The sequence below is a fragment of the Thermogutta terrifontis genome (assembly GCF_002277955.1).
Classification (GTDB): domain Bacteria; phylum Planctomycetota; class Planctomycetia; order Pirellulales; family Thermoguttaceae; genus Thermogutta; species Thermogutta terrifontis.
In genome coordinates this window covers 4,480,663-4,506,762 of record NZ_CP018477.1, presented here as the reverse complement: position 1 = coordinate 4,506,762, position 26,100 = coordinate 4,480,663, and the positions used below count along the sequence as shown (strand labels likewise).

22 protein-coding genes are annotated in these 26,100 nt (G+C 57.9%); 13 read left to right on the top strand and 9 right to left on the bottom strand.

Features of this window, described 5'->3' with window-relative positions; all coding sequences use genetic code 11:
• The 12 genes from THTE_RS16685 (at position 1) to THTE_RS18110 (ending at position 13,814) form a co-directional block, all read left to right on the top strand.
• Entirely contained in the window at positions 1 to 864 is an 864-nt protein-coding gene (locus THTE_RS16685) for a TrmH family RNA methyltransferase (protein ID WP_095416505.1), read from the top strand.
• A 970-nt stretch (positions 865 to 1,834) separates the two neighbouring features.
• The gene (carA, locus tag THTE_RS16680) at positions 1,835 to 2,989 is read left to right on the top strand and encodes a glutamine-hydrolyzing carbamoyl-phosphate synthase small subunit (RefSeq protein WP_095416504.1); all 1,155 of its coding nucleotides are present in this window, start codon (positions 1,835 to 1,837) and stop codon (positions 2,987 to 2,989) included.
• 93 nt (positions 2,990 to 3,082) lie between these two features.
• Positions 3,083 to 3,451, top strand: coding sequence for a hypothetical protein (locus THTE_RS16675; RefSeq protein ID WP_095416503.1), 369 nt, complete (start codon positions 3,083 to 3,085; stop codon positions 3,449 to 3,451).
• A 272-nt stretch (positions 3,452 to 3,723) separates the two neighbouring features.
• On the top strand, positions 3,724 to 4,830 hold the full coding sequence (gene ald, locus THTE_RS16670; RefSeq protein ID WP_095416502.1) for an alanine dehydrogenase: 1,107 nt from the start codon (positions 3,724 to 3,726) through the stop codon (positions 4,828 to 4,830).
• Positions 4,831 to 4,869: 39 nt separating this feature from the next.
• Complete coding sequence (gene folK / locus THTE_RS16665) at positions 4,870 to 6,078, top strand: 2-amino-4-hydroxy-6-hydroxymethyldihydropteridine diphosphokinase (protein ID WP_095416501.1); 1,209 nt, start codon at positions 4,870 to 4,872, stop codon at positions 6,076 to 6,078.
• A gap of 289 nt (positions 6,079 to 6,367) precedes the next feature.
• Positions 6,368 to 7,231, top strand: coding sequence for a pantoate--beta-alanine ligase (gene panC, locus THTE_RS16660; RefSeq protein ID WP_095416500.1), 864 nt, complete (start codon positions 6,368 to 6,370; stop codon positions 7,229 to 7,231).
• A gap of 107 nt (positions 7,232 to 7,338) precedes the next feature.
• Positions 7,339 to 8,796, top strand: coding sequence for a prolipoprotein diacylglyceryl transferase (locus THTE_RS16655; RefSeq protein ID WP_095416499.1), 1,458 nt, complete (start codon positions 7,339 to 7,341; stop codon positions 8,794 to 8,796).
• 155 nt (positions 8,797 to 8,951) lie between these two features.
• Entirely contained in the window at positions 8,952 to 10,463 is a 1,512-nt protein-coding gene (aroE, locus tag THTE_RS16650) for a shikimate dehydrogenase (protein WP_237260164.1), read from the top strand.
• A gap of 424 nt (positions 10,464 to 10,887) precedes the next feature.
• A complete protein-coding gene (locus tag THTE_RS16645; protein WP_095416498.1) occupies positions 10,888 to 11,103 on the top strand; it encodes a hypothetical protein in 216 nt (71 codons plus the stop codon).
• Between the two features lie 98 nt (positions 11,104 to 11,201).
• A complete protein-coding gene (locus THTE_RS16640; protein WP_095416497.1) occupies positions 11,202 to 12,389 on the top strand; it encodes a VLRF1 family aeRF1-type release factor in 1,188 nt (395 codons plus the stop codon).
• Between the two features lie 235 nt (positions 12,390 to 12,624).
• Positions 12,625 to 13,614, top strand: coding sequence for an aldolase catalytic domain-containing protein (locus tag THTE_RS16635; RefSeq protein ID WP_095416496.1), 990 nt, complete (start codon positions 12,625 to 12,627; stop codon positions 13,612 to 13,614).
• A 50-nt stretch (positions 13,615 to 13,664) separates the two neighbouring features.
• Complete coding sequence (locus THTE_RS18110) at positions 13,665 to 13,814, top strand: hypothetical protein (protein WP_157732185.1); 150 nt, start codon at positions 13,665 to 13,667, stop codon at positions 13,812 to 13,814.
• Between the two features lie 36 nt (positions 13,815 to 13,850).
• Here THTE_RS18110 and THTE_RS16630 read toward each other — a convergent pair whose 3' ends face one another.
• The 9 genes from THTE_RS16630 to THTE_RS16590 form a co-directional block, all read right to left on the bottom strand.
• Positions 13,851 to 14,336 (bottom strand): hypothetical protein, encoded by a 486-nt coding sequence (locus tag THTE_RS16630; RefSeq protein WP_095416495.1) that lies wholly within the window; start codon positions 14,334 to 14,336, stop codon positions 13,851 to 13,853.
• Between the two features lie 413 nt (positions 14,337 to 14,749).
• Positions 14,750 to 16,528 (bottom strand): glutamine--tRNA ligase/YqeY domain fusion protein, encoded by a 1,779-nt coding sequence (locus THTE_RS16625; RefSeq protein WP_095416494.1) that lies wholly within the window; start codon positions 16,526 to 16,528, stop codon positions 14,750 to 14,752.
• Positions 16,529 to 16,592: 64 nt separating this feature from the next.
• Positions 16,593 to 18,188, bottom strand: coding sequence for a glutamate--tRNA ligase (gltX, locus tag THTE_RS16620; protein WP_095416493.1), 1,596 nt, complete (start codon positions 18,186 to 18,188; stop codon positions 16,593 to 16,595).
• A gap of 78 nt (positions 18,189 to 18,266) precedes the next feature.
• Positions 18,267 to 18,728: a response regulator gene (locus THTE_RS16615; protein ID WP_237260163.1), complete on the bottom strand. Its 462-nt coding sequence runs from the start codon at positions 18,726 to 18,728 to the stop codon at positions 18,267 to 18,269.
• A 533-nt stretch (positions 18,729 to 19,261) separates the two neighbouring features.
• Positions 19,262 to 20,209, bottom strand: a complete 948-nt coding sequence (locus THTE_RS16610; RefSeq protein ID WP_095416491.1) for an MBL fold metallo-hydrolase — start codon at positions 20,207 to 20,209, stop codon at positions 19,262 to 19,264.
• A gap of 86 nt (positions 20,210 to 20,295) precedes the next feature.
• Positions 20,296 to 21,129, bottom strand: coding sequence for a segregation and condensation protein A (locus tag THTE_RS16605; protein WP_095416490.1), 834 nt, complete (start codon positions 21,127 to 21,129; stop codon positions 20,296 to 20,298).
• A gap of 68 nt (positions 21,130 to 21,197) precedes the next feature.
• Positions 21,198 to 22,325 (bottom strand): mannose-1-phosphate guanylyltransferase, encoded by a 1,128-nt coding sequence (locus THTE_RS16600; RefSeq protein WP_095416489.1) that lies wholly within the window; start codon positions 22,323 to 22,325, stop codon positions 21,198 to 21,200.
• Positions 22,326 to 22,437: 112 nt separating this feature from the next.
• Positions 22,438 to 23,208, bottom strand: coding sequence for a DUF4261 domain-containing protein (locus THTE_RS16595; RefSeq protein WP_095416488.1), 771 nt, complete (start codon positions 23,206 to 23,208; stop codon positions 22,438 to 22,440).
• Between the two features lie 440 nt (positions 23,209 to 23,648).
• Positions 23,649 to 24,398 (bottom strand): sugar phosphate isomerase/epimerase family protein, encoded by a 750-nt coding sequence (locus THTE_RS16590; RefSeq protein ID WP_207651732.1) that lies wholly within the window; start codon positions 24,396 to 24,398, stop codon positions 23,649 to 23,651.
• 634 nt (positions 24,399 to 25,032) lie between these two features.
• Between THTE_RS16590 and THTE_RS16585 the strand changes: the two genes are divergently transcribed.
• Positions 25,033 to 26,043, top strand: coding sequence for a polysaccharide biosynthesis/export family protein (locus THTE_RS16585; RefSeq protein WP_168175884.1), 1,011 nt, complete (start codon positions 25,033 to 25,035; stop codon positions 26,041 to 26,043).
• The last annotated feature ends 57 nt before the right edge of the window (positions 26,044 to 26,100 follow it).

Sequence of the window (26,100 nt, the reverse complement as noted above, 5' to 3'; positions counted from 1 at the left end):
ATGCCTCGCGAGGTGATTCGCGTTGACTCGTGGGATGATCCACGTCTGGCTCCCTACCGCAACCTCCCAGAACGAACACTCCGAGGGGAATCGATCTTCATCACGGAGGGATGGCTGGTTACGGAGCGACTGCTCAAAAGCCGCTATGAAACGGAGTCCGTTCTCCTTTCTGAGGATTGCGCCGACCGATTTATCGACCAGATTCCGGCAGCCATCCCAGTTTACGTAGGTCCCCGAGAACTTCTCTATCAAGTGGTGGGATATCAGTTCCATCAGGGGGTTCTGGCGGTCGGTAAGAGGCGGATTCTGCCGTCGGTCAGGGATGTGTTGCCGCCACCGGACAAGCCAGGACCGCTTGTTTTAGTGATCTGCCCCCAGATCACCAAGCCGGACAACATCGGCCTGGTTTTTCGGTCGGCCGCCGCCTTCGGCGTTGATGCTGTCATCCTGGGCGAGCGGTGTGCGGAGCCTTTTTCCCGGCGGATCCTCCGCGTCTCGATGGGGGCCGTCCTCCATTTGCCGCTGGCGAAGACCCAGCATCTGCGAGGCGAACTGGAGACGCTCAAGCGCGAATGGCGGGTGGAATTGGTGGCGACGGTGCTCGATCCGCCCGCCGTCTCGCTCCCCGATTTCACTCCACCGGAAAGGCTGGGGCTGCTTTTCGGTCATGAGACGGAGGGGCTCTCGGAAGGCTGGGAAGACCTTTGTGATCATCGCGTCACGATCCCTATGTCGCCCCTCGTGGATTCGCTCAACCTGGGTGTGGCGGCCGGAGTATTCCTTTATGAAATCCGAAGATCGGCTCTATCCCGACGCTGCTCGCCGGTTCCGGGCACGGCCCTGCCATCGACTTCTGATCGATGAGGATTCCGTTGCCCACCCCGTGGATCGCATAGTTTTTTGGGGCTGTGATGGGACAGAAGCATTTCGGTCCTGCCGTGGTTGATGTACCCTCACTTTTTTAACAATCTGAGCGAGGCCAAGGGCTCACATGCTGTAGCGGGCAGGTCATGAATTGCCCCTACAGGTGGTGTGGGCGGGGTGGAACCGGGCCTTCCAATTCAATCAATGGAGGGGCGCCTTTCACGGCGTCCGTCGAACACGGAGGGGCACGCTTGTCGTGCCCGGGGTAGGGGAATGGGTCATCCATCGGTGTTCACCGAACCCGACGAGCGGGTCCCTCCGGCGTTGTAGGGGCAATTCATGAATTGTCCCTACCCGGGAACCGTTTTCCCCCTCGCGGCAAAACACTGCAAACGCGAAGGTGGTGAAGGCTAAAGCCTTCACCAAAAAGCGGCGGTGAATCGCCGTACTCCATGGAGTGCGGGGCTTTAGCCCCGCTTTCCGCGCGGGATGTCGGCTGCCGTGGTTGTGGATGAACTTTGCCCGAACGGGTAAAATAGTTGAAATTGCGCGGATCGACGAGTTGCCAGTTCCAAAAAGAGGCGGGCTAGCGGGCATAAAAATAGGGGCCCTGTTCGCCGGACACAGGGACCCCCTGGGTCGGCCGCCCAAGCACGGGCGTTCGCAAGAACGCCCGCACTGTGAAGCCCCAGCAGCCGTGTTTCATGCTATCGGTGGTTCACGGCCGTGAACTTTAAACTCCGCCCATGCAATTCTCCATCCTGGGTGAAGACCCCATGCAAAGCGCCGATCCTGCGCAAGAGAAATATGTTTCCCGGCTTGAGGGAATGCACAGGTTGTCCCCGGAGTGACCATATCACGCTCGACCATGCACCGGCACGGGTCAAATGGATGGTTGGAGCGTAGAATTCATCGCACGTAGAATGTTTCGCACGGCGAGGAAATAAAAACAGAGGCAAAAAGAGAAGAGATGGAAAAGATCGCCAAACTCGCTCTGGAAGACGGTACGGTCTACACCGGCATGGCCTTCGGTGCCGAAGGCGAGGTTGACGGCGAGGTGTGCTTCAACACCTCGATGACCGGGTATCAGGAAATCCTCACAGATCCCAGCTACCGTGGGCAGATCGTCGTCATGACGTATCCAGAAATTGGCAACTATGGGGTCAACGAGGAAGATTTCGAGAGCTGGAAACCGCACCTGGCGGGCTTCGTTGTGCGAGAGCGCAGCCGCCGCGTAAGTAACTGGCGGGCAACGGGGGACCTGGATCAATTCCTCAAACGCTTCGGTATCGTAGGGCTGGAGGGCATTGACACCCGAGCGCTCGTCCGGCGGATTCGCATCCACGGGGCAATGAAAGGGGTGCTCTCCACCGTGGACCTCGATGACGCAAGTCTCGTCGCCAAGGCGAAGGCCAGTCCGGGGCTGGTAGGGCGGGACCTTGTTCGCGAGGTGTTGCCTCCGGAAGCCTTCGAATGGCATCAGCCCCTCAGCCACTGGACGAAACTCAACGGACAGGTTTTGCGAGAAATCCCTCCCGATGCCCCGCACGTGGTGGCCCTCGATTATGGCATGAAGTACAACATCGCCCGGCATCTGTTCAACACGGGTTGCCGGGTCACGGTGTTGCCAGGCACGGCAACCGCGGAAGACGTCCTTAAGTACCGTCCAGACGGCGTCTTTCTTTCCAACGGACCGGGTGACCCGGAGCCGGTCCGCTACGCTCAACAGACGATCGCTCAACTGCTGGGTAAAGTACCGATATTCGGGATCTGCCTGGGCCACCAACTCCTCGCACTTGCCTGTGGAGCCAAGACCTTCAAGATGAAATTTGGGCACCGAGGGGCCAATCAACCGGTGATGAACAAGGACACGGGCCGGGTGGAAATCACGTGCCAGAACCACGGGTTCGCCGTGGATCCGGACACCCTGCCCCCCTACTTCGAGGTGACCCACTGGAACCTCAACGACAACACTGTGGAAGGATTGCGGCACCTTGAGGTACCGGCTTTCAGCGTTCAGTACCATCCTGAGGCCTCCGCCGGCCCCCACGACAGCCATTACCTGTTTGAACGCTTCCGGCAGTTGATAGACGAATATCGTGGCGCCGTGGCAAAGAGTGCATGATCGCGCGATCAGGCGGAGTCGCGTTTTCAAAATGACCGTAGTAGGAAGAGTAGCACCCGAAATCTGCCTCGCTTTTAAAGAAAATCCCGAGCGATGCCGGTCAGTCTGATTGCGGTGATTGTTTTTTGTGATGTGCTCATAGTGGCCGGTCTGGCGGCCTTTTTTCTTACCGGCGCCAGCCATGTGACGGCGCTCATTCCCACGTTTGCCGGATTCATTCTCCAGGCCACGGCGGGGATAGCGTTGTTGCTTCCCTCGGTCCGTCGGCCGGCCATGCTCGTCACGGCTGTGTTGGCAGGCGTGGGGATCGCGGTGGCGCTTTCTCGCCCAGTCATGAAGCTCTTGGCGGGAGCCGCGCTGGAGTGGAATGCCGCTCTCATTTCACAGGTCATCATGGCCCTGGGGTGCGCCGCCATCTGCTGTGCGTCGATGATGTTCCTTCTCGGTCCTTCGGAACCTTGAGATTATTCCCGATTCTTGTGGCGTAGTGGGTCAGCCAGCGGATGCTCGGGCCCCGATGGACGCCTTGTGCTTTCTTGTCGTGTAGCGCAAGGCGAGAAGTCTACTCCGGAAGGCCCCAAATTTGCCGCGAACGCCGCGAGGCTCCCGGCCCGACATCATGCTCACGCCAAACATCGGGCAACACGTTTCGACGGTGCGGGAAGGTTCTGTAAAATGGCATGGAAGGTTAGCTGCTCATCACGGAGAATGACGGCAATTCACAGGATCGACGCATGATCATTGGGGTTCCGAAAGAGATTAAACCCGACGAGTACCGTGTGGGGATGCTGCCGGTGGGCGTGGAAGATCTGGTCCGCGCCGGACACAAAGTGGTAATGGAGGCCGGGGCGGGTTTCTCATCTGGCATCTCGGATCATGAGTATCTGCGAGCGGGAGCCGAAATCGTGCCCTCCGGCCGAGACGTGTACGAGACCGCGGACCTCATCGTCAAGGTCAAGGAACCCCAGCCGTCCGAAATAGCATATCTTCGCCCAGGACAGGTGATCTTTTCTTTTTTTCACTTTGCCGCGGATCGCAATTTGACGGAACAATTTCTGGCCAGCGATGCCGTCGCCGTGGCCTACGAGACGCTCCAGGACGACCGTGGCCGGCTGCCGCTGCTGACCCCCATGAGTGAGGTGGCCGGGCGAATGAGTATTCAGGAAGGGGCCAAATACCTGGAACGCCCGCAAATGGGTCGCGGAGTTTTGCTGGGTGGCGTGACAGGGGTGGCACCGGCCCATGTTGTCATCCTGGGGGGTGGAGTGGTGGGTTCCAACGCTGCAAAGATGGCTGCAGGTCTGGGCGCCTCCGTCGCCGTCCTCGACATTGATCTGGATCGACTCCGTTATCTGAGCGATGTCCTGCCGCCCAATTGTGCAGTGCTCTACAGCGACCGTTACACAATCCGTGAGCAACTCCGTCAGGCCGATCTGGTCATCGGAGCGGTCCTCGTCCCCGGTGCCCGGGCCCCGCGGTTGATCCAGGAGGAAGACCTCCAGCGGATGCCGCCGGGCTGCGTCATCGTGGATGTGGCGATCGATCAGGGGGGGTGTTGTGCCACCAGTCGGCCAACCACACACGCCCAGCCGATTTATCTCGTCAATGACATCGTTCATTACTGCGTCACCAACATTCCGGGAGCGGTTCCCCGGACCAGCACTCCCGCCCTGTGTCACGCCACGCTTCCCTGGGTAAAACGGCTGGCGGATTTGGGCGTTGAACGGGGAGCACAGGAATTTCGAGAATTGGCCCGCGCCGTCAACATTTATCGGGGAGAAATCACACACCCCAACGTGGCCCAGGCGTTCGATTTACCGTACAGCCGTCGTTTCCTTTAGTCGCCTGTGTTGAACGTCTCCTGAGCACTCGCAAGTCACATGGCATCTCCCACAGAAAAGGCGTCTTTCCCTTCCCCGCCCCGACTGGTCGCGGTGGGGCTCGGTTCGAATATCGAAAATGCAGAAAACATTCTCCGGGCTGCTTTGAAGTGTCTGGCGGAGCAGGAGTGTCTGGAGCTGGAGGCCGTCAGCCGATTGCGTCGGACACGCCCCATCGGTGGTCCTGCCCAGCAGCTTCCTTACGTGAACGCCGTTGCTCTCCTGCGGACCGCGCTGTCGCCTCAGGCCATCTGGGATGTATTGCGTGCCGTGGAAGAGCGGTTTGGACGAACCCGCGAAACCCGGTGGGGGCCCCGCAGCCTCGATCTCGATATCCTTCTCGACGAGGCCGGGCCGGTATGTGAGGGTGGGCTTTATATCCCGCATCCCCGGTTGGCTGCCAGAAGATTCTTCCTGGAATCATTGGCCGAACTGCGTCCCCAGGGCTGGCATTTTTGGAGTGGACTGAGCATCGGCCGAATCCTCAACATCCTCCGCGAAGCTCCGCGGTGGATCGTCGTGATTCCCGAGACTTTCCCTGTCCCAAGGTCTGTCAGCTTCACGGGTACTGGCCTCACGAATACCAGCGTAAGCAAGACCGACGCAACCCCGCTGCCGGGAAGGGAAAACCTCGAGGACCTGGGAAACTTTCTGTCACGCGTCACCGCCAACGGCCCTTTGACAACGCTGCCCTCGGACCTTTCCTTCACCCTTCGGCAGCGGCTGGGGGTTGAAGCCGTGGAGGAAGACCAGGCAATTTCGTGGTGGAAGGAGCTGGAGGAGCGGCTTCGGCAGGGGCGAAGCGTGGTGACCGCGTTACCGCCGACAAGTTTTACTTGGCGCGGCCGTGCTCGATCAGCGGCGACGGAAACGCCCCCAAATAATTGTGAGGATTTACTCGGCGTGATTCTTCCCAAACGCAGCTCACGTGCCAACCGAGATTCGCCGGAGCGGGGAATTGTGCTCCGGCCGAGACTCGTGGTGGTAGGACCGGTCGCAGCCCAGTGGCAGTTCTGGGCCCCCAATTTTTCGAGTGAAACGGGGCCCTCCTACGACAGCGATGACAGCTCCCTGCATCAGGCGCTCCTGGTGCGGATCCGTCAGGGGACACCAGTAGTACTCGTGGAAAGCTCACATCCGGACGAGTGGCCGGACCATGTCCGTGCCGCGATGGAAGCCACCGAAGAACCCGGCATCCCGCTGACGTAACGATCCTGCTATCCATGTCCCGATTAAAAACATATTGAAAATCGCGATGTTGCGTGGCGTATCTCCACCTCTTAATCGACCGGCGGCAATTGGGGATAATGAAGTCAGCGTTCTGCTTGAGCAGCGACGTTTGCACCTCGGGGACAAGGTATCACGGATCTCTCTGAAAAAGGACGGTTGTGTTACCCGGCTCAGCGATCACCCAGGCCGATGGAAGATGGCGATTAGCCGGGGAGGCGTTCGGTGGGCGGTGGCCTGTCGCCACCCTCTAAAAGACCGGGAGTATGCTATGGCAATGCCCGCAGTTATTCGCTCAGCCCAGGAAATGCAATCTCGAAGCCGGCAACTGCGTCAGGCCGGGCGGAGGATCGGCTTTGTTCCCACCATGGGAGCGCTTCACGAGGGGCATCTCAGTCTGGTCCGCGCGGCCAAACGAGAGTGCGATGAGGTCGTCGTTTCCATCTATGTGAATCCAACGCAATTTGGACGAGGCGAGGATTTCGATCGGTATCCGCGGAATTTGGACAGGGATTTGCAACTGTTGGCTGAGCTCGACGTTCCGTGGGTCTTTGCCCCGACAGACAGCGAAATGTATCCCGCCGGTTTTGATACCTGGGTGGAGGTAGGCCGCATTGCGCAGCCCTGGGAAGGGACCTTTCGGCCGGGCCATTTCCGCGGAGTGGCGACCGTCGTCCTCAAGCTGTTTCATCTTGTTGAGCCCGATGTGGCCTATTTCGGCGAAAAAGATTATCAGCAACTCCTGGTCGTGCGGCAAATGGTTCGGGATCTGAATCTGCCTGTGGAGATCCGAGCCTGTCCCACGGTCCGCGAGCCGGACGGTCTTGCCATGAGTTCCCGCAATCAGTACCTCAGCCCCAGGGAGCGGCAGGACGCCCTGGTCCTCTACCGCAGCCTGTGTTTGGCCCAGGAACGCGTGAGCGCCGGGGAGAACGATGCCCGCGCAGTCACCGCCGCGATGCGGGAGTTAATCAGCAGCGTGCCGTACGCCCAGGTTGATTATGTGGCCCTGGTGGATCCGGAAACACTGGAAGAGGTAACAATCATCGATCGGCCGGTGCAGGCCCTTCTCGCGGTGCGCCTCGGTTCCACGCGATTGATCGATAACATGCGGATTGTACCCCCGTCTCGATGATTCGTTGCCAACCCCATCACCCTTGGGATGTTCAAAACACGGCACGCCCCGAAACGATTTGAATTTCCGGCTTGAACGAATCATGACAGGCACAGCGAAGTGAACTCATGTGGCGGACATTGTTTTACATTCCGGAACGCGTTGGATCGGTGCCCCTATTCGGCCTGGGATTGCTCTTCTGGCTGTGGATTGCATGGAGTGTCCTGGCTCTGATTTGGACCTTGCGCCGGCAGGGCTGGACAGGTGAATTCTGGAATAGCGTCGTGGTGCACGGGATCGTGGCCCTCGTCATTGCCTTTCTTCTTCCCCGCCTCTTCGTGGATATTCCAGGCATTTACGACGCAGCCGGCCGGCCCCTGCGCGGGCTACCCGTCCGCGGCTATGGGACGATGCTTCTGGTGGCTGTGCTGGCAGCGGTGGGGCTGGCCATTCTGAGAGCAAATAAACGCGGATTCTCCGCGGATTGGGTGGCCAATCTCGCACTGTGGTGCATTATTCCCGGAATTATTGGCGCTCGGCTATTTCATGTCATTGAGTACTGGCCTGTTCACTACGGACCCGTGTGGCAGACCCAAGGACCGGTGGCTGGGCTGACTGCCGTGCTCAATGTGACCCAGGGTGGCCTGGTCGTATATGGGTCGCTCCTTGGAGGACTTGCCGGGATCGCGTTCTACGCCTGGCAGCAGAAGGTTAGATTGCTGGCGATCTTCGATCTTCTGGCACCTTGCTTTCTGTTGGGATTGGCATTCGGCCGTATTGGGTGTTTTCTCAACGGTTGCTGTTTCGGTGGCGTGTGTGAATTACCGTGGTCGGTCCAGTTCCCGGCCGGATCATTTGCCTATCTGAATCAATTGGAGCACGGCCAACTGGCCATTTACGGGATTCGATTTCATGAAGATCCAGACGATCCGGATCGTCTGCCGATCATTGTGGAGGTGGTGCCCGGCTCGGCGGCTTCTCGAGCGGGGGTCAAACCCGGCCAGCACATCGCGGTTGTCAACGGAAGGCAGCTTGGCGGTGGTGGAGGTCAGTCTCCCACCGCCATTCTCGTGGAAGAGTTGGTCGCCGCCAGTGGCAATCCCGTCCTCATCGAGGGAGGCCGCGGGTGCGTCTGTGCTGCTGCCGAAGTGGCGCCGTCCTCGACTCAACGTCGAGCGGTTTCTGGGAATTTTCCCCGAACCAACACAGAGTCGGTCTTTGTGCACATCCAAACACGGGAGGGGGGCGACTTCATGTGGGAATCACGCAACGAAATCCCGCCGCACAGCCTGTTTGTTCATCCCAGTCAGCTTTATAGCGCTGTCAACGCCCTCATTTTGTGTCTGTTTCTTTTAGCCTATGAACCTTTTGCCAGAACCGACGGCGAACTCTGGGCGTGGTTCTTGACGCTTTACCCCGTGACACGTTTTATCTTGGAGATCATCCGGGCAGACGAACCGGGAAGCTACGGGGGCCTGACTATCGCTCAGGTGGTGAGCATCCTCCTGTTTGCCCTGGGAATCCTGACGTGGTTGTACGTGTTCTGGCAGCGACGTCACCTGCCCCGAGGGGAACAAACCAATTAGGATAGAAAGATGTTTCCCCATTTACGGGAGGACAAATTGCGGCCACACTGGGACTATCGCGGGTTGAGATACCTGTGGCCTCTGTTGGCAGAGAAGGTTCGATCCACGGTCAGCATCAGCAGGTCAAGAGATAGGTTCGGAAGAGTTTAAAGACCATGTCGGCATCCGACTCTCGCAGTATCATTTGTGTCAGCATCGCTCGAGGACGCCATCGGCATGTCATCGCCGAGCACCATTATCTCGCTGAACAGGGCGTGAAACTGGTCGAAATTCGGCTCGACTATATCAACGGGCCCGTCAATGTGAAGCGGCTCCTCAACGAACGTCCCTGTCCGGTAATCATGACCTGCCGCCGAGAACGCGATGGAGGACGGTTTCGAGGTACCGAACAAGAGCGGCAGCTTATTCTCCGCACTGCCATCGCCGAAGGGGTGGACTACATCGATTTGGAGGAGGATATTGCGGCCTCGATTCCCCGGTACGGCCAAACCAAGCGCATCATCAGCTACCACAATTTTCACGAAACACCGGAGAATCTCCAGGCCCTTTACGATCGGATGGCCACGCTCGACCCGGATATCATCAAGATCGCCACGGTGGCCAACCATCCCCAGGATAACCTCCGCATGTTCCAGCTTGTGGCGCAGAGCCGAATTCCCACCGTTGGTCTGTGCATGGGGGATATTGGAATCCCCTCGCGGATTCTGGCAGGGAAGTTCGGGGCGCCATTCAGTTATGCGGCGTTCCATTCCGAGCGGACACTGGCCCCCGGGCAGCTCAGCTTTGAAGAAATGCGCGATGTCTACCGCTATGAAAGCATTCGGCCGGACACGGAGGTCTACGGCGTGATCGCCGATCCTGTCGGGCACAGTCTCAGCCCGCTTATCCACAACGCGGCATTCCAGCGCCTGGGCCTGAACAAGGTGTATATTCCCATCCGTGTGCCCCGGGAAGATCTGTTCGAGTTTATCGATCAAGCGCCTCAATGGGGGATCAAAGGTTTGAGTGTGACCATTCCCCACAAAGAGGCGATTCTGGCCAAACTGACCAAGGCCGACAGCATCGTCCGTGGGATTGGGGCTGCCAATACGGTCATCTTCGAGGGGAATGAGCGTCTCGGTTATAACACCGACTGTCGGGCCGCTCTGGAGGCCATTGAAACGGCGCTGGGCGCGTCCCCCAAAGATCCGACACCGCTGAAAGGAAAACACGCGCTGGTTCTGGGGGCGGGGGGTGCAGGGAAGGCCGTCGCTTATGGCCTGCTGCGCGCGGGAGCGACGGTCACCCTCACCGACGGCGATGAGGAAAAGGCCCGCCTTTTGGCCGAGAAGCTCGATTGCCCCTACGTCAAATGGGAAGACCGCCACTCGGTCGCCTGCGATATTCTAGCCAATTGCACCCCCGTCGGCATGCACCCCAACGTGGACGAAACTCCGTTCGATCCCAAGTATCTCCGCAGTCACATGCTCGTTTTTGATGCCGTTTACAATCCCGAGAATACGCTCTTGATCAAGGACGCGCGGGCAAGGAACTGCAAGGTTGTCACCGGCGTGGAGATGTTCGTCCGGCAGGCCTGCATGCAGTTCAAGCTCTTCACGGGACTGGATGCCCCTGCTGACCTCATGCGGGAAGTGCTCAAACGTGCAACCTCCCCGGCCAAATGGTGACCCTGTCGGCGCCAAAAGGGATTTGGCGGGAAATTCCTCAATCGCGACGCCCCGGTAACCCCGACCCAACCCCCTTTTACAAAAATCCACGCCAAGCCGCGGGCAAAAGGTGGCGTTGGGGCCCGTTATAAATGGCCGTTGCCCGGGAACCGTTTTCGTGGTCGCGGCAGATTAGCGCAAACGGTAAGGTGGTGAAGGCTGAAGCCTTCACGAAAAAGCGGCGATGAATCGCCGTACTCCATGGAGTGCGGGGCTTTAGCCCCGCTTTCGACGTGGCCTTCAGTCCCCGCCAAAGGCCAAGGGAATATTGAAGGTTGATGAGCGGACGTGACAAGCACGTCCCTCCGAGAAAAACGGACCTGACAAGCAGGTCCCTCCGAAAGAGGATTCGGAGGGGCACGCTTGTCGTGCCCGATGAATAACGATGGATTATCCAGCGCGGGAAAGCGGACGTGACGAGCACGTCCTCCGAAAGCGGACATGGCAAGCCGGTGGTTCCGGGATGAATCTCACTCCCACGCGCACCGGTGTGGACGTTCGCTCGCCATCGGCAGGGAAATATGGGGATGAGGCAGGAGTGACCCGGCATCGTCACGTCGCTACCGGGGCAGTATACTTTGTTTTTCCGGCCTATTTTTGACCGTTTAGCAACCGGAAAAAAGTCTTGCCAGAATCGGCATGGCGCCATCCGAAAGTCGGTGACACTTACCTGTTTGAAAAAAGGAGCGTTTACAGGCGATGATCACTCAGGAAGATATCGAAAGACTGCGCAAAGGGATTGGGGAACACGCGGAGCCAGTGCTCTCCCTGTACTGTGATGTCAATCCAGCCAAGCCGGAGAATGCAGGCCGGGCATGGATCAAACGCTGTAAGAACAGCCTGAGCGAAATTCCGGACTTGCGCGTTCCCAAAAAGCGGGCCAAAACCCTCTATGACGAAATCCTCACGCTCCTCGATCTTTCCGTTCCGGAAGCGAAAACCATGGCCCTGTTTGCGGCAGAGGATGAACACGGAAAGCTCACAACCGAGCGGTTCGACCTGCAGGTAGAGCTTCCTGTTGTGGATTTAGCTCATGGGCGGGTGGAGGTTCGCTGGGGTAAACCCTACATCACGCCTCTGGTTTTCGCTTTTGACGAATACGAGCGGGCGGGTGTTCTCCATCTGCGGCGTTCGCAGTGGCGTTTCTATGAAATTTTCCTGGGCGAAGTCCGGGAAGACACCCAGATCTTCGCGGAGATCACGCCCAATCAATGGAAAGAGCTGGCCGATTATCGCAAGGTGCTGGAAGGCGGGCTGTTGCGGGCGAAATCGGTCCGGGATCAGGACAAATACCGGGCCAAGCTGCAAACCTGGGCCCGAAATTTCTACTCCAAGCTGGCCCGATTGCTCGAGCAATGCATCCTGCGGCTGGATGTGAATCGACTTGTTCTGATGGGCGACGACTGGGAAACTGGTTTCTTCGAGGTTTTCCTCAATCGAAATTTGCGGGGACGGCTCGTCGGTCGGGTGGGCCATCCACCGGTCATCGACGAGGCAAGTTCCAAAGACATCCTGGAGAAGGTGGAACCGCTCCTCAACGAAGCAGAGCGACGGGACGAAATGCGTCTTTTGACGGAAATTCGCGAAGGTGCTGGAATCTGGGGAGCGGAAAAAACGTTAGAAGCGCTCCAGATGGGACGCATCCAGGTCCTCGTGCTGCCCTGGAATCTGGATCTGAAAGTGTGGCGCTGCCCCCACGAGGGTTTCCTCGCGGAAACAAAGGAGACAGCTCTAACCTTTTGTGAACAGCCTGTGGAAATCCCGCTACGCGATTACGTCTTCGACATCGCCGAGGATTACGGCTCGCGTTTGGAATTTGTCCGCGGTGAACCGGAGCGCGTGCTCAAAGAAGAAATGGGAGGCATGGCGGGCAAGACTCGGTGGTAAAAGTTCCCTAGCGACAGAATCAACCACCGTGACCAGTTCCGTGTCCCTCGCCTGAGCGGTCTCAAAATCCCTCCCGGGAGCGGGGTGGTGAGGTTTTCGCTTTCGGTGGCAGCGCATCGACAGTCGTAAGATATAGTTTTCTGGAAATGCCCAGCTTAACGCGCGAATTAGGTAAGTGCGGGGCGAAGTAGGTAATTCTCGTGGCTTCCTTGAGGCATTTGTGGGAGAACTCCGTATGACGCCCGATCCGAAAGACATTGCTCCGTGGATCACGTACCGGCCGGAATTGAAAGTGCTCGATTGCACGGTCCGCGACGGTGGCTTGGTCAACGACCATCATTTCTCGGACGATTTCGTGAAAGCCCTGTACCATACCTGTGTGGAGGCCGGCATCGACTACATGGAGATCGGGTACAAGGCGTCGAAGCGGGTCTTTCAGCGGGACCGCTTTGGTACCTGGAAATTCTGCGATGAGGACGATGTTCGCCGGGTGGTGGGTGATAATCCCACATCCCTCAAGCTGGCGGCAATGATGGATGCGGGCAAATCGGACTGGAAAACCGATCTCCTTCCTAAGGATCGCAGCGTTTTCGACATGATTCGCGTGGCGTTTTATGTCCATCAGACCGTCGAAGCCTGCGAAATGATCAAGGCCGCCCATGAAAAGGGTTATGAGACCTCGGCGAACCTGATGGCAGTCTCCCAGGCCACGGAGGTGGAAATCGAGCAGTGTCTGGAGTTGGTCGCGGAAACCCCGGCTCAGGTTGTCGTGGTGGTGGATAGCTTCGGGGCCCTTTACACGGAGCAGATTGAACGTCTCGTCAAAAAATATCTCGGTTACGCCAAGGAGCGTGGGAAAGAGGTGGGTATCCACGCACACAATAACCAGCAATTAGCCTTCGCCAACACGATTGAGGCCATCATTCACGGTGCGAACCGGGTGGATGCCTCCATGGGCGGACTGGGACGTGGGGCCGGCAATTGCCCGATGGAGCTTTTGATCGGCTTCCTCCGTAACCCCAAGTTCCGCATTCGGCCGATTTATCAGTTCCTCCAGGATTGGATTGAGCCGCTCCGCGCGGAAGTGGAATGGGGCCCGTACGTGCAGTACAACATCACCGGCCAGTTGAACCTGCATCCCCGGGCGGCTATTGAAGCCAGGAAAAATCCAGAAGACCGCAACAAGTACGTGGAGTTTTATGACCGCGTGACGGCCGAGTCGTGACGGCCTCGGCGGGCAAGAACCGCCCCAAACGCAGGGGAGCCAACATCGGCATGGCGCTGTTTTTCATGATCACCGGTCTGGCGAATTTCGTGGCCGGCTTTGGCCTGGCCATGTGTCTCGGAATTGGGCCGAGCAGCCTCGGCGATGTGCTGGCCGTCCTCCTGGGCAAGCCCCTGAAGAGTGATGAATTCAGACATTGAGTCCGCAGAAAGAAGCGGACGAAATCTGCTGTGATTTCAGGAACGAGCGGCGTACGCTTCCGCAAATTCCAGAACCCACTTGTCAATGATTTCCTTGAAAGTTTCGAGATCCGCTTCGTTGAGCGGTTGATAGAAACTGCGGTTGAAGAGCTCCTTGTCGCGGATCGTGGCTTTTCCGGCCAGATCGAGCACGAAGTACTCCGAAAGCGGTCGCACCACCAGCTCGATTCGGCTGTAGCGTCGCTGCGGTGGCTGACCGCGGCGATCGATGTCGTCACGGCTGAGAGCGGCCCCCCAACCCCGTTCGGAGATCACAGTCTCATACTGAAATCCCGGAAAGTGCTCCTGAAGTTTGCGGAGGCACTGTTCGATGTAGTCGGTCAGTTGGAGTCGGAGTTCGCTGTGCCGAGAACGGAGTTCCTGTTCCGTCATGGCCCGGCGGGCTTCCGCCTCCGCCTGCATGTCCCGCCGACGACGGCCTCGCTCGATCGCCTGTTGCAATCGTTTCTCGAAGTCACTCATCAGGTTCTATCTTGAATAAAACACTTTTGCACGCGTTAATTCGGAGCGGTCTGGTTGTGGCTCTTTCTTTCGGTTACGCACAGCCTCCCGTTAGGTTTCGCCTTTCTTTAATCATAAACGTCGGTCCGCCATTTGTCGCCATCACCTCATTCCGCCCCATCCCCCTCTTTCTGAGGATTTTTAGAAAAAACTCAACGGCTCATAAGGGCAATTCGTGAACTGCCCTGAATTTAAACAGGGATTGGACAGCGCAGACGTAGCCCCATCGATCAAGTGGAGCATCCAGCTTTAAATCATGGACCTCACATGCGGGTGCTCCCGGAGGCTGGAAGGACACGCCTGTCGTGCCCGCCTGACCCCGCTGACCGGCACTGGTTTTGCATCCAGCCGAATAATTCTTCCGTGAAGCGGCTTCACGCTGCTCCGGCGGTTTGCTGGTTTTCCAGCTTCTTTTGAATTTTCGCCCACTCGTCTTTGAGCGTCACCGTGCGATTGAAAACGAGTTTTTCCGGCGTGGAATCAGGATCCACGCAGAAGTATCCCAGACGTTCAAACTGGTAGCGCGTGCCTGCCGGGGCCCCCTGGACACTGGGCTCGATCTTGGCGTTGGGAATCACCTCCAGAGAGTTTGGGTTGATGTTGGCCCGCCAATCCATCCCTTCGGGCACGTCGTCCGGGTCTGGCTTGGTGAACAGGTAGTCGTACAGCCGGACTTCGGCTTCCACGCAATGCGCGGCCGACACCCAGTGGATGGTGGCTTTCACCTTTCGTCCGTCGGGGGCATTTCCGCCTTTGGTGGCGGGGTCATAGGTGCAGTGCACTTCCAGGATGCGGCCGGTTTGAGGGTCTTTGACCACGCCCGTGCATTTGACGAAGTATCCCCACCGCAATCGGACTTCCCGGCCCGGTGAAAGGCGATAATACTTCGGTGGTGGCACTTCCCGGAAATCATCCTCTTCAATGTACAGCACCTTCGAAAAGGGCACCTGTCGCGTGCCCATCGAGGGATCTTCGGGATTGTTCACGGCTTCCAGATACTCTGTCTGGCCGTCGGGATAGTTGTCGATGACGAGTTTGATCGGCCGAAGGACCGCCATGACGCGGGGAGCCCGTTTGTTCAGGTCTTCCCGGATGCAGTGTTCCAGAAGCGCGATATCCACGACGCCGTCGTACTTGGAAACGCCGATCCGCTGACAGAAATCACGGATGGCCTCGGGCGTGTAACCCCGTCGGCGGAGTCCGCGGATGGTCGGCATTCGTGGATCATCCCAGCCCCGCACATAACCTTCCTGCACGAGCTGCAGCAGCCGACGTTTACTCATGACCGTGTAGGTCAGATTAAGTCGGGCAAATTCGATCTGTCGCGGAGCATAAATCCCCAGCTCTTTGATGAACCATTCATACAACGGCCGATGCACTTCGAATTCCAGCGTGCAGATCGAATGCGTGATCCCCTCGATCGAGTCAGACTGACCATGGGCCCAATCGTATGTGGGATAAATGCACCACTTGTTGCCCGTTCGGTGATGCGGCGCGTGGATAATGCGGTACATAACCGGGTCACGCATGAGCACGTTGGGATGAGCCATGTCGATCTTGGCGCGCAGGGTCCGCGATCCCTCGGGAAATTCCCCTGCCCGCATTCTGCGGAAAAGGTCAAGATTTTCCTCCACGGAGCGGTTCCGATAGGGACTTTCCCGTCCCGGTTCGGTCAGGGTCCCACGATATTCGCGGATTTCGTCCGGCGAAAGATCGCAGACGTAGGCCTTGCCTTTCTTGATGAGTTCCTCTGCCCATTGGTAGAGCTGTTCAAAATAATCCGAGGCGTAATAACAGCGGTCCTCCCAATCGAACCCCAGCCAGCGGATATCTTCCTTGATGGCCTCCACGTATTCAGTATCTTCCTTGGTGGGGTTGGTATCGTCGAAGCGGAGGTTGCACTTTCCCCCGAACTCCTGGGCAATACCGAAGTTGAGACAGATTGATTTGGCGTGTCCGATGTGAAGATACCCGTTCGGTTCGGGGGGGAATCGTGTATGGACGTGGTCGAAACGTCCGCTCTTGAGGTCTTCAATGATCGCTTCCCGAATAAAGTCTGTCCCCTCGCAAGAGTCACAACCCGAGGGGGTCCCGGTGGGCTGTGCTTCAGACTGAATCTTCTTTTCCGGAGTAATGTTCCCGCCGTCAGTCATGACACATATCCTCAACTTGCCCTGGGAATTCTATCGGCCATGGCCGTGTATTCTCAATGGAACGTTATGCGCTTTCGGGAGCCGGCTTAGCCGCCGAAGCGGCAAATTTCTCGCGGGCCAGTTGCAGTCGTCGGCACACGGTGTCGCGTCCCAAAATGGCGAGCGTGTCGAACAAACCGAAGCCGACACTCCGCCCGGTGACCGCCACCCGCAACGGATGCACCACCTGGCCCAGGCTGAGTTGCTCCCTTTCTGTCCACTGATGGATGAGCGTTTCCAGATGACTTGCGGTGAAAGGTTCCGCCTCTCGCAACACTCCTTCCAAGCGCTGGAGGATTTCTGCCACCCCCGGCTGTTGAAGCCGCTTGGCGACATCTTTTTCGTCGTAGGGGAGGTCTTCATCGGCGACAAAAAACTCGGGATAGTTCAGAATCTCTCCCGCCACGCGCAGCCGATCGCCTGCCGCTTCCACAACCCTGGCGATTTTTCCTCGCAAATCCGCGCTGACTTCCCCGGGGATCCACCCCGCCCGCCGAAGATACGGGATGACCATCTCCACTTTCTGCGAAATCGGCACTTCCCGCATGTGCCGCTGCTGGAAGGCCAGCAATTTCTTGGGATCAAAGCTGGCGGGGGCTTTGTTCACGCGATCCAGGGAGAACACCCGCACCAGTTCCTCCCGTGTGAAATGCTCGGTCTTATCATCCAGTGACCACCCCAGCAGGGCCAGATAGTTCACGATCGCATCCGGCAGAAAACCGACCACCTTATAAAAGTCGACAATGACCGGATTGAAAAGTTCGCTGGAGGCTGCGTGTCCAATCTTTTGGGCGATCTTTTGGCCGAGTTCCATGAGCTCGGCAAAGTCCCGGTTTTTCAGGTACTTGTCGAGTTTCCGTTTGCTGAGCTTGACCTTGCTTCCTGGCTCGGCCACAACTGGGAGATGGGCAAATTGGGGCGCTTCATAGCCCAGTGACTGGAGGATGAAGACCTGCCGAGGAGTGTTCGACAGGTGCTCCTCCGCTCGAATGACGTGTGTGATACCAAACTCGTGGTCATCCACGGCGCTCGCCAGGTGGTAGAGCACCGTCCCGTCGGATCGCTGGATGACATGGTCCTGTTCCTGGGACCACTCGAATTCCACCGGCCCGCGAATGAGATCGTTAATCACGAGCTTCCCCTCGCGGGGCATTTTCAGTCGCACGACGCCCTGACGACCCTGGGCCCGGAATCGTGCGGCATCTGCTTCCGTTTCCGCCATAAAGCGGCGGCTGTATACGAACGGCCGTTTTTCTGCCTGCGCGGCTTCCCGCTCCGCTTGAATTTCCTCCGGCGTCGCAAAGTCCCAGTATGCGTGACCGCTTTTCAGCAGGCGACGGACAGCCTCCTGATAGATGGGCAACCGTTGCGATTGGAAGTAGGGGGCATGCGGCCCACCAACTTCCGGCCCTTCATCCCAATCGATCCCCAGCCACCGCAAACCATCCAGGATCGGCTGGAGGGCTTCTTCAACATTCCGCTGCTGATCCGTGTCGTCAATCCGCAGGATGAACTGTCCTCCATGACGGCGGGCGAACAGCCAGCAGAAGAGGGCCGTGCGAACACCGCCAATGTGGAGGTAACCCGTCGGACTGGGGGCAAATCTCGTGCGAACGCTCATCGTATTTGGTGTTTTTCCGGATCGTTATTCTGCCATGAAGTGTAAAGGTATAAGCGAACCCAAGATAGAGTTCCGAGCTTAGGTGGTGGTGGGGCCGGTCTGCCGTCTCTGTTCCATCGCGTCGATGTACGCGCGAAGCCGCTCCAGCTCATCCGTCACATGACGGAGCTTGAGCATGTTTTCGACACGTTTGAGTAATTCTGGCTTATGGATGGGTTTACTGAGAAAATCATCGCATCCCGCCGCCACGGCCCGCTCGATATCGCCCAACTCATTGAGAGCTGTCACCATCAGAATCATGATGTCTTTGGTGGCGGGGTCGCTTTTCAGCCGCTGACAAACCTCAAACCCGCTCATTTTGGGCATCATGATGTCGAGGAGGATGACGTCGGGATGGACTTTGCGGGCAAGCTCCAGGGTTTGCAGTCCATCGCTGGCGACGTAAATGTCGCAGTCGCACTGGGACAGATACGCTTCCAAAAGCTCCACGTTGGTGGGGTGGTCGTCCGCTATGAGAATCTTACTCTTTTGACTCATCATCCCCCTCGTTATGGTGGTTTCGCTCTCCGCCAGAATTTGCTGCGCCCAGCGGAATGGGAACACAGGGCCGGTGGCTAGCATATCGGCCCATTATACCCGCTGGCGATCACCGCCGAGAGAGATCTTATTCCGCAGGAGGCTGGCCCTTTCGGACGGGGCAGAAGCCACCCGCCGCGTGGCCGCTGGATGAGCGGCCTAATCCATCCGCATTTTGGCAGAGCCAAGTTTTTGATGTTTGGTAGGGGCAATTCATGAATTGCCCCTACCGCGGGCAATGGTCGGATGGACCCGCTCGTCGGGTCCGCTGTGCTACGTTCCTTGCGTCGGGCACGACGAGCGTGCCCCTCCGAAAAAATTCTCGGAGGGACGTGCTTATCAGGTCTGTATACCGCTGATTGCACGGTAGACGCAATTCATGAATGCCCCTTACCGCGGGCAATGGCTTCAGATTCCGACAGATCCTTCCAAAAAGTGGGGATGGGTCAGCCACCCCGACATATGGCACAAAGCTGCCCGCCAAATGGCGGCCAAGGTTACAGCCATAATTGGAGTCGCCCGCCCAGCATATCTGGAATTGCCTTTCGGGCGAGCTTCTCAATCAATCGCGGCGTGTAGCGGATGCTGAAATGGGAGGCGATGATCAGCTCGTTCTGAAAGCGGTCTCGCCGGGCGACCAGGTCGTCAATATGCACATGCCCAAATTTCCGAATCTTTTCCCCACGGTGATGGGGCGAAAGAAAAGTAACCTCCATGATGAGCACTTCTGCCCGGTACAGGTCGGGGTACTCGTCCAGGACGTCCACCCGTGTGTCGCCGAGATAGGCGACCCGCGGCAGACGGATTTCGTTGGTGACCTCCACGCCACTGAGACGCAGATCCCGGATTTTCTCGCCGGGCAGCCCATGGAACTCCGGTTTCAGTTTTTTCCGTCGTTCCCAAACGATGAATCCCAGCGAGGGGACGGTGTGCTGGGTGGGAACCGTTGTGACGACGAGTTCTCGGGAGAGCTCGACTTCCTGGCCAGGCGCTGTCGGCACAAGCTGGCAGGGAAGGCGTCCCCGATCCAGCCGCGCGATGATGTGAAGGAGCCTTTCCACGAGCGGGACGGCCTGTTCCGGCAGGTAAATAGTGGGCGGTTCCATCTTCATCATCCGCCGCCGCGAAACATACGCCGGAAGGGCCACCACATGATCGATATGGGTGTGTGACACAAACCATGAGGGCGTCCCCATGAATGCCCACGGTTGGCCCCCCAGATCAAAACCGAGCCGGAACTCCGGGATCCGCCAGTAGGTCTGAAAGGCGGCCCGGGAATACCCCTCGATGGTGATGTTTTTGTGCGAGAGCCTCTTGATCGGCAGATCTTCTAGCAGGACCGACTTCAGGGCCTCTTCGCCGGAAGCTCCCAAACACCGCTCATCATGATTTTGTGATTTGCGATTTTCCGAACTCACCGCGGCACGCTTTTCCGAAGGGACCATCACGTCTCCAGGTGGGTGATTTCCGCCCTTGTTCCAAAGAGCGTCACTATAAGCCCGGTAAGCCCCAGCCAACTTCATGGAAACGTCTATTGTCCGCTTTGGGAAGAGGCTTGCCCAGTGGTCGTGCCGTTGGCCATCTCCCCTTCTTCGGTTGCCGGAGGCGGTTCCCAGGGGTGATACGGGGGGCGGTCCTCGCGGAGAGAGAGGAGAATCTCGCCAAAGAGTTCTTCTTGGTGGACACGAATAAAGCCGAATCGTACCAACTCCAGCACCGCCATGAAGATCCCAACCAGCGTGGATTTGTGCATCCCGGGCAAGAAGAGTTCGCGAAACGCGAGTTGTTGGCAATCGAGCAACCGCCGATAGATACGCTCCATGAAGACCTGGATGGGGGTGTCATCATAGACGAGCGTCGTTCCTGCCTGGACCTCGCTTTCCTGGAGGACCCTCAAAAAAGCCTGGACCAGGTCCCACAGGTGGACTTCTTGCAGCGGTTCATCCGCGGGCTGAATCGGGCTCTCCCCGAGGTCATCGCTCAGACGCCGGAGACGCGTTTGCCATTCTTTGGCACGCTCCTCAAGCAGATACGCCAGATCCCGGTAGCGCTTGTACTCCAGAAGCCGCCGGACCAATTCTTCACGCGGTTCGGAGACAAATTCCTCTGGCATCTCCTCCCCGTGCGGTAACAGTTCATAAGATTTGAGCTCCACCAGCCAGCTTGCCATGGCCAGATAGTCGGCTGCCGTGTCAACATCCAGCGGCTGGGCTGATTCCACAAACTGCAGGAACTGTTCCGCGATTTCTGAAACCGAAATCTCCGTGATGGCCAGCTCGTGTTTGCGAATGAGGTAGAGGAGAACATCGAGCGGGCCGCGGAAGACGTCCAGATTGACGCGGAATTCTGTCGTTCCACCCGCCATTCTGGTTCACCTTTCGGCCATGGGCCCGGGCATACCCCACACGTTCTAAAATCCTTTGCCGCGATGCATTACAAATACTCCCGCCATCCCCGCCGTTCCAGCTCCTTCAGAAGATTGCGAACATCTTCCTCGCGATTTTTGTCAGCCACAAGTGTGACGTCCGGAGTGACCACAACAACCAGGTCTTTGACCCCCAGCGTGGCGATAAGATGGTCATCCCGGCGACTGTGAACGATCGTGCCATCTGCATCCCAAAAGATCACCCGCGGGGCATCAGCGACGTTACCTCTCTCATCCACGGTCAGCAGCCGCTCCAGTGCCCGCCAACCACCAACGTCATCCCAGCGAAACGTCGCCTCGATCACGACAACATTGTTTGCCTTTTCCATCACCGCATAGTCAATGGAGATGCTTTTGATCTGCTGGAATTCGGATTCCAGAATCTCGCCGAATCGGGGTGAGTCAGCGGCTGCGGCAATTCGGGCAAGGGGCTGAAAAACTTCCGGACAGTACTCCTCCAGCGCCTGCCACAAAGTGGCGGCCTTCCAAACAAAAATGCCCGCATTCCAGTAGAAAGTACCGGCTTCCAGGTATTTTTGAGCCGTTTCCCGAGATGGCTTTTCCCAGAACTGTCGCGCCTGAAATATTCGGTGTTGGGGCGCTGTCTCCGTCCGAACGGGCTCCTCAAGTTTACTGCTCTCGGGAAGAGCCAGAGGTTCACCGCGCTCAATGTAGCCGAAAGAGGGTGAGGGATATGTAGGCGGGATGCCGAACGTCACCAACCGCCGAGGATCTTCCATGACCAGCCGCACGCCGGTTTGCAAATCCTGGATAAACGCTTCATCCGGCGACACCACATGGTCGGCGGGCAACACCGCCATGATCGCGTCCGGGTCTTCCCGCAGAAGCCGAGCGGCGGCCAGGCCCAAACACGGTGCCGTGTTGCGGGGAGCCGGTTCCACTAGGATCGCCGTCCGGGGAAGAAAAGACAGCTCTTCCGCGATTGCAGGCGCTAAATCTTTGCTCGTCGCCACGAAGATACGATCCAGAGGAACCAGCGGCAGAACGCGATCCACCGTGGCCCGGAGTAAACTTTTCTCTCCCCCGATGGGCAGGAGTTGCTTGGGACGGGCGGCGCGACTCTCCGGCCAGAGGCGGGTTCCGGATCCCCCAGCCAAAATCACCGCATGGAGCATGTGTGCCGTCTCCCGAAACTCCCTTAATCCATTCGCTTGCTCTCACCTGATGTGACAGTGCAATCCGGGACAATCATCCCAAGGAAGATGGACGTCCCCGGGGAGGCTCAGCTCACATTTCCACCTGGAGAGCCCGAATCCGCGGTTCAAGGCGGGACGGACCGATCCGCACTTTATATTGCTCGTCCTGGCTCATCCCGACCGTCTCTCCATCATGGATGACCGGACCATTTTCGAGCAGATAATATGCGATGTTGTACACCCGCTCGTAGACAAACTGCGGTTGCTGCCGGGTGTTGTAGACTTCAATTTCGGGAAGTGAAAAGGCCGCCATACCCCGGGTGAATAAAGTCAGAGTTTGATCCTCCTCGATCTCTCCGTGAAAGGCCACCCACAGCTCCAGCGGAAACTGCCCCGGTCCCATCTGTCGCGCCGAATTGATAAAGTCTTCCGGCTTGTGGACCAGGAGGGAACGGGGCCAAAACACCGCCACGGAATCCGTAATCTGAGCCAGAGCCGCTGTGATTTGAGTCAGAAGAATGTACCGCTCAAGGGGATCCTGCGGCGGTTCGGGCAGAACAACGACCAGATGCGCCGTGTGCTTATCGATGGCCTCATGGGCATCCGGCCAGTACCAGGCCGACAGGCAGGCGAGCTCGAGATCCTCTTTCGGAACGGGGTCATCTTCCGAAAGGATGAAGGCCACGGTATCGCCTATCCGAATCGCCTGAAATGGCGGCAAATCCAGATCCGGGGGCAGCGCCACGAGAGCTTCCTCAAGGGCCGGGAGACCCTCCCAGTTTGCCTGGAGGGCTTCGTCGAGCTTTTCCAAAGACGGTTTGGTAGGAGACCGTAACAACACCATTGCCAGCGGGGGTTCCATAAATCACCTCTCAATCTCTCCGCACGTTTTTACACGCCCAGTAAGAGGGCGCCATTGTGACCACCGGGTGCCCCCGCAAAGGCCCTCATCGGCGACCAATCCCCAGTCGTATCCCTTTGCCGACGGACATCCGCGTGACTTGCGCATTCTAGCGCAGCCGGAAAAAAAGAGCAAGGCAAAAGGGATCCGAAATTCACTCATGCATTTTCTTCCGGGGCTTGATGAATCGCTCCCATGCTGCATGGAGCACGGCCCCACCGAATTCCGGTAGCGGAAATTCGTGAATTGCCCCGACGTCCGGTCGAACATCACTCATAACAGTACAGTAGTTCCATCGCAGCGCGCTTGAAGCAACCGCCGGGATTGGGAGGTATATAACTTCCGATGCCAACGGCTGTTGTGATTGCGTCCTTTGTGCGGCCGAAGGAATCCAGCGTGTTTCAAAGAAGTGTTTCCAAAAGGAGCCGGAATTTCCGGAGTTCGGCGTTTTGGTCCACGCCTGGCTCGGGAAGGATGTCGATCGAAAGGGCCCGATCGTATTCGTACCGGCTGAGATTGGCAAGAAGCTTGCTGTACTCCACTTCTCCCTGGCCCACTCTCACCTGAAAGCGGTCCTTTTTGGTGTCGCGCAGTCGGACGTGCCGCACGTATTTAAGGATCGGCTCCATACTGGGGGGGGACGCCCGACCGTATATGAAGTAGCTGGGATCCAGGCAGATGCCAAGTCCTTTGGCGTGATGGCAGAGCACGGCGGCGGTTTCTGGTGATTCGCTCATGCGGCCAGTCTCGACGAGCATGGCCACGACAACCTCCTCCATAGCGGCAATCGCCACCATCCGTTGCAGCCGCTCCACTTCCTCGTTAAACGGCGTTCCCAGTTCGGAAGCACGGACCACCACCGTCACCACCCGCGTTGCCTTGGCCAGTTTGCAGCAGGCGGCGAATTGCCGGTAATACTCTTCCCCCTGCGCTTCAATGTCCACACTGTAGGCCACCGGAGTCAGGCGATGGGTATTACGGCAAATGGCAATCGCCCGATCCAGGTCAGCCGCGATTTCTGACGGTTTCAGGTGCCCTTCTGTCTCATGGGCAATGATTTCCACATGCGTGAATTCGAGATCATTGAGACGTTCGAACGCCGCTTCCAGTGGGAGATTGGCAAAACACCGGGTGGTTGCAGCGATGATCACTCAGTTTCCTCCTTCCTTCAATCCGTTGTGCTATTCACGAAGCTCCGTCACGCGGCAGGGGACGAGTTCTTTCCCTAACACCGCTTCCTTTTCCTAACTTTCATACCTTACCCCGCACACCGAAAAAATTTGCGCTCTGAAGCTCGGTGGCGGGCAGTTCAGGGCCTTAAACCGTAAGCTTACCGGCGATGGGGCAGCCTTGGCAACCGTGGTGGGCGACCGGCGCATGCCTGGGAAAACGCGGTTTGTCCAGTTTTCCTTGTTTCCAAAAGTCGGTTTTTGCTGTTGACGATCGGGCATCTTTTTGAGTATCTACCCCCTCCTACGGGGCCATCGGAGCTTCGGCATGGAGTGGGCGTTAGCCCGGCGTTGCCGACGGCTAAATCGCTTTTGACGGGACTGACCCGGGAACCATTCGCGCCACAATCACGCGCAAATTTTCCCGAAAGCAAGCTGGTACTTGTGAGGGTTTTCGCGGAACCACCGGTACAATCCCATGCGAGATGACGGCAATCAGCAACCAACGGCGGCCACCCTTTCCATATCACCCGTTCCGAAAGACAGGCCTCGGTATATTGAAGGCAGCCTGCTCGTTTTCGTACTCGGACTCCTCTGCGCCGGATGCGCCTCCCGGATGGTGTACAAAGCCCGCGCTCTTCCGGTGGAACTTCAACCGCCGCCGGTGACTGATATTCGAGACGTGGCCCTGCCGCAGTTGGCCAGTGTTCAGGCACCGAGCGACGTTATCATGCCGGGCGATCTTCTGGAAGTAAGTGTCCTCACCGGCCTTGATATTAAGGATACTGCTATTTCCTGTCGGGTGGACGACGAGGGCAATATTCAGGTCCCCCCTATCGGGAAGGTGATGGTTGGTGGCATGCGCTTTCCTGATGCGGAAAGGGCCATTGCCCAGGCCGCTATTGAGCGGGACGTTTACCGTCGGCCAACGGTCACAATCAAACGTGTGCAGTCCCGAACCTACCGAATTACGGTAGCCGGGGCCGTGGCAAAACCCGGTGTGTACGATATTCCGGCTGCCCAGGCCGACCTCCTGACGGCTCTGGTTCAGGCCGAAGGATTGAAACCGGATGCGGACCCGATCGTGGAAATTCGCCGATCTGGTTCTTCGGGCTCCCTCGCGCCGGCTTTCGATTCCAAAGTGGGAAACGCCCCAGGCCAGCTAACCTCTTTCACGGAGGCGACCGCGCCTGGCGAGTCCATCAAGGTGGACCTGCGATCTGCTGGGCAGAACGATCAGTCCCTCCAGGAATACCGGCTTCAGGATGGAGACGTGGTGTTCGTGCCCCCGCGAAAACTCGATCCCATCTATGTTGATGGACTTGTCAATAAGCCTGGCATGTATGACTTTCCGGCAGCGCAGGATCTGCGGCTGCTGGATGCCATTGCCCTCGCTGGCGGTTGTTCCAATCCGCTGGCGGAGAAGGTGTGGATCGTGCGGCAAATACGCGGACGCAGCGAACCTGTGCTCATTCGGGCGAACCTCCGCACGGCTGCCAAGAACCCGGCAGAAAACCTCCGCATTGCCCCCGGGGATGTCATCACTGTGGAGGAGACATTTGGAACGTTTGTTTACAACCTGCTCAAAGGTTTTGTCCACGTCGGTGGCACTGTGCCCTTAAACTGAGTGCATAAAAATAGTCGAACTTGTACGTCACGATACACCGATGGATCGGACACGATA

Coding starts and splice junctions, on each gene's coding strand:
- THTE_RS16655 (WP_095416499.1), top strand. CDS start 7,339: ATGTGGCGGACATTGTTTTACATTCCGGAACGCGTTGGATCGGTGCCC.
- THTE_RS16635 (WP_095416496.1), top strand. CDS start 12,625: ATGACGCCCGATCCGAAAGACATTGCTCCGTGGATCACGTACCGGCCG.
- THTE_RS16640 (WP_095416497.1), top strand. CDS start 11,202: ATGATCACTCAGGAAGATATCGAAAGACTGCGCAAAGGGATTGGGGAA.
- THTE_RS16610 (WP_095416491.1), bottom strand. CDS start 20,209: ATGGTCCCTTCGGAAAAGCGTGCCGCGGTGAGTTCGGAAAATCGCAAA.
- folK (WP_095416501.1), top strand. CDS start 4,870: ATGGCATCTCCCACAGAAAAGGCGTCTTTCCCTTCCCCGCCCCGACTG.
- THTE_RS16625 (WP_095416494.1), bottom strand. CDS start 16,528: ATGACTGACGGCGGGAACATTACTCCGGAAAAGAAGATTCAGTCTGAA.
- THTE_RS16605 (WP_095416490.1), bottom strand. CDS start 21,129: ATGGCGGGTGGAACGACAGAATTCCGCGTCAATCTGGACGTCTTCCGC.
- THTE_RS16675 (WP_095416503.1), top strand. CDS start 3,083: ATGCCGGTCAGTCTGATTGCGGTGATTGTTTTTTGTGATGTGCTCATA.
- THTE_RS16585 (WP_168175884.1), top strand. CDS start 25,033: ATGGTGTACAAAGCCCGCGCTCTTCCGGTGGAACTTCAACCGCCGCCG.
- THTE_RS16595 (WP_095416488.1), bottom strand. CDS start 23,208: ATGGAACCCCCGCTGGCAATGGTGTTGTTACGGTCTCCTACCAAACCG.
- carA (WP_095416504.1), top strand. CDS start 1,835: ATGGAAAAGATCGCCAAACTCGCTCTGGAAGACGGTACGGTCTACACC.
- THTE_RS16630 (WP_095416495.1), bottom strand. CDS start 14,336: ATGAGTGACTTCGAGAAACGATTGCAACAGGCGATCGAGCGAGGCCGT.
- THTE_RS18110 (WP_157732185.1), top strand. CDS start 13,665: ATGGCGCTGTTTTTCATGATCACCGGTCTGGCGAATTTCGTGGCCGGC.
- THTE_RS16685 (WP_095416505.1), top strand. CDS start 1: ATGCCTCGCGAGGTGATTCGCGTTGACTCGTGGGATGATCCACGTCTG.
- aroE (WP_237260164.1), top strand. CDS start 8,952: ATGTCGGCATCCGACTCTCGCAGTATCATTTGTGTCAGCATCGCTCGA.
- THTE_RS16600 (WP_095416489.1), bottom strand. CDS start 22,325: ATGCTCCATGCGGTGATTTTGGCTGGGGGATCCGGAACCCGCCTCTGG.
- THTE_RS16645 (WP_095416498.1), top strand. CDS start 10,888: ATGGATTATCCAGCGCGGGAAAGCGGACGTGACGAGCACGTCCTCCGA.
- panC (WP_095416500.1), top strand. CDS start 6,368: ATGGCAATGCCCGCAGTTATTCGCTCAGCCCAGGAAATGCAATCTCGA.
- gltX (WP_095416493.1), bottom strand. CDS start 18,188: ATGAGCGTTCGCACGAGATTTGCCCCCAGTCCGACGGGTTACCTCCAC.
- ald (WP_095416502.1), top strand. CDS start 3,724: ATGATCATTGGGGTTCCGAAAGAGATTAAACCCGACGAGTACCGTGTG.
- THTE_RS16615 (WP_237260163.1), bottom strand. CDS start 18,728: ATGATGAGTCAAAAGAGTAAGATTCTCATAGCGGACGACCACCCCACC.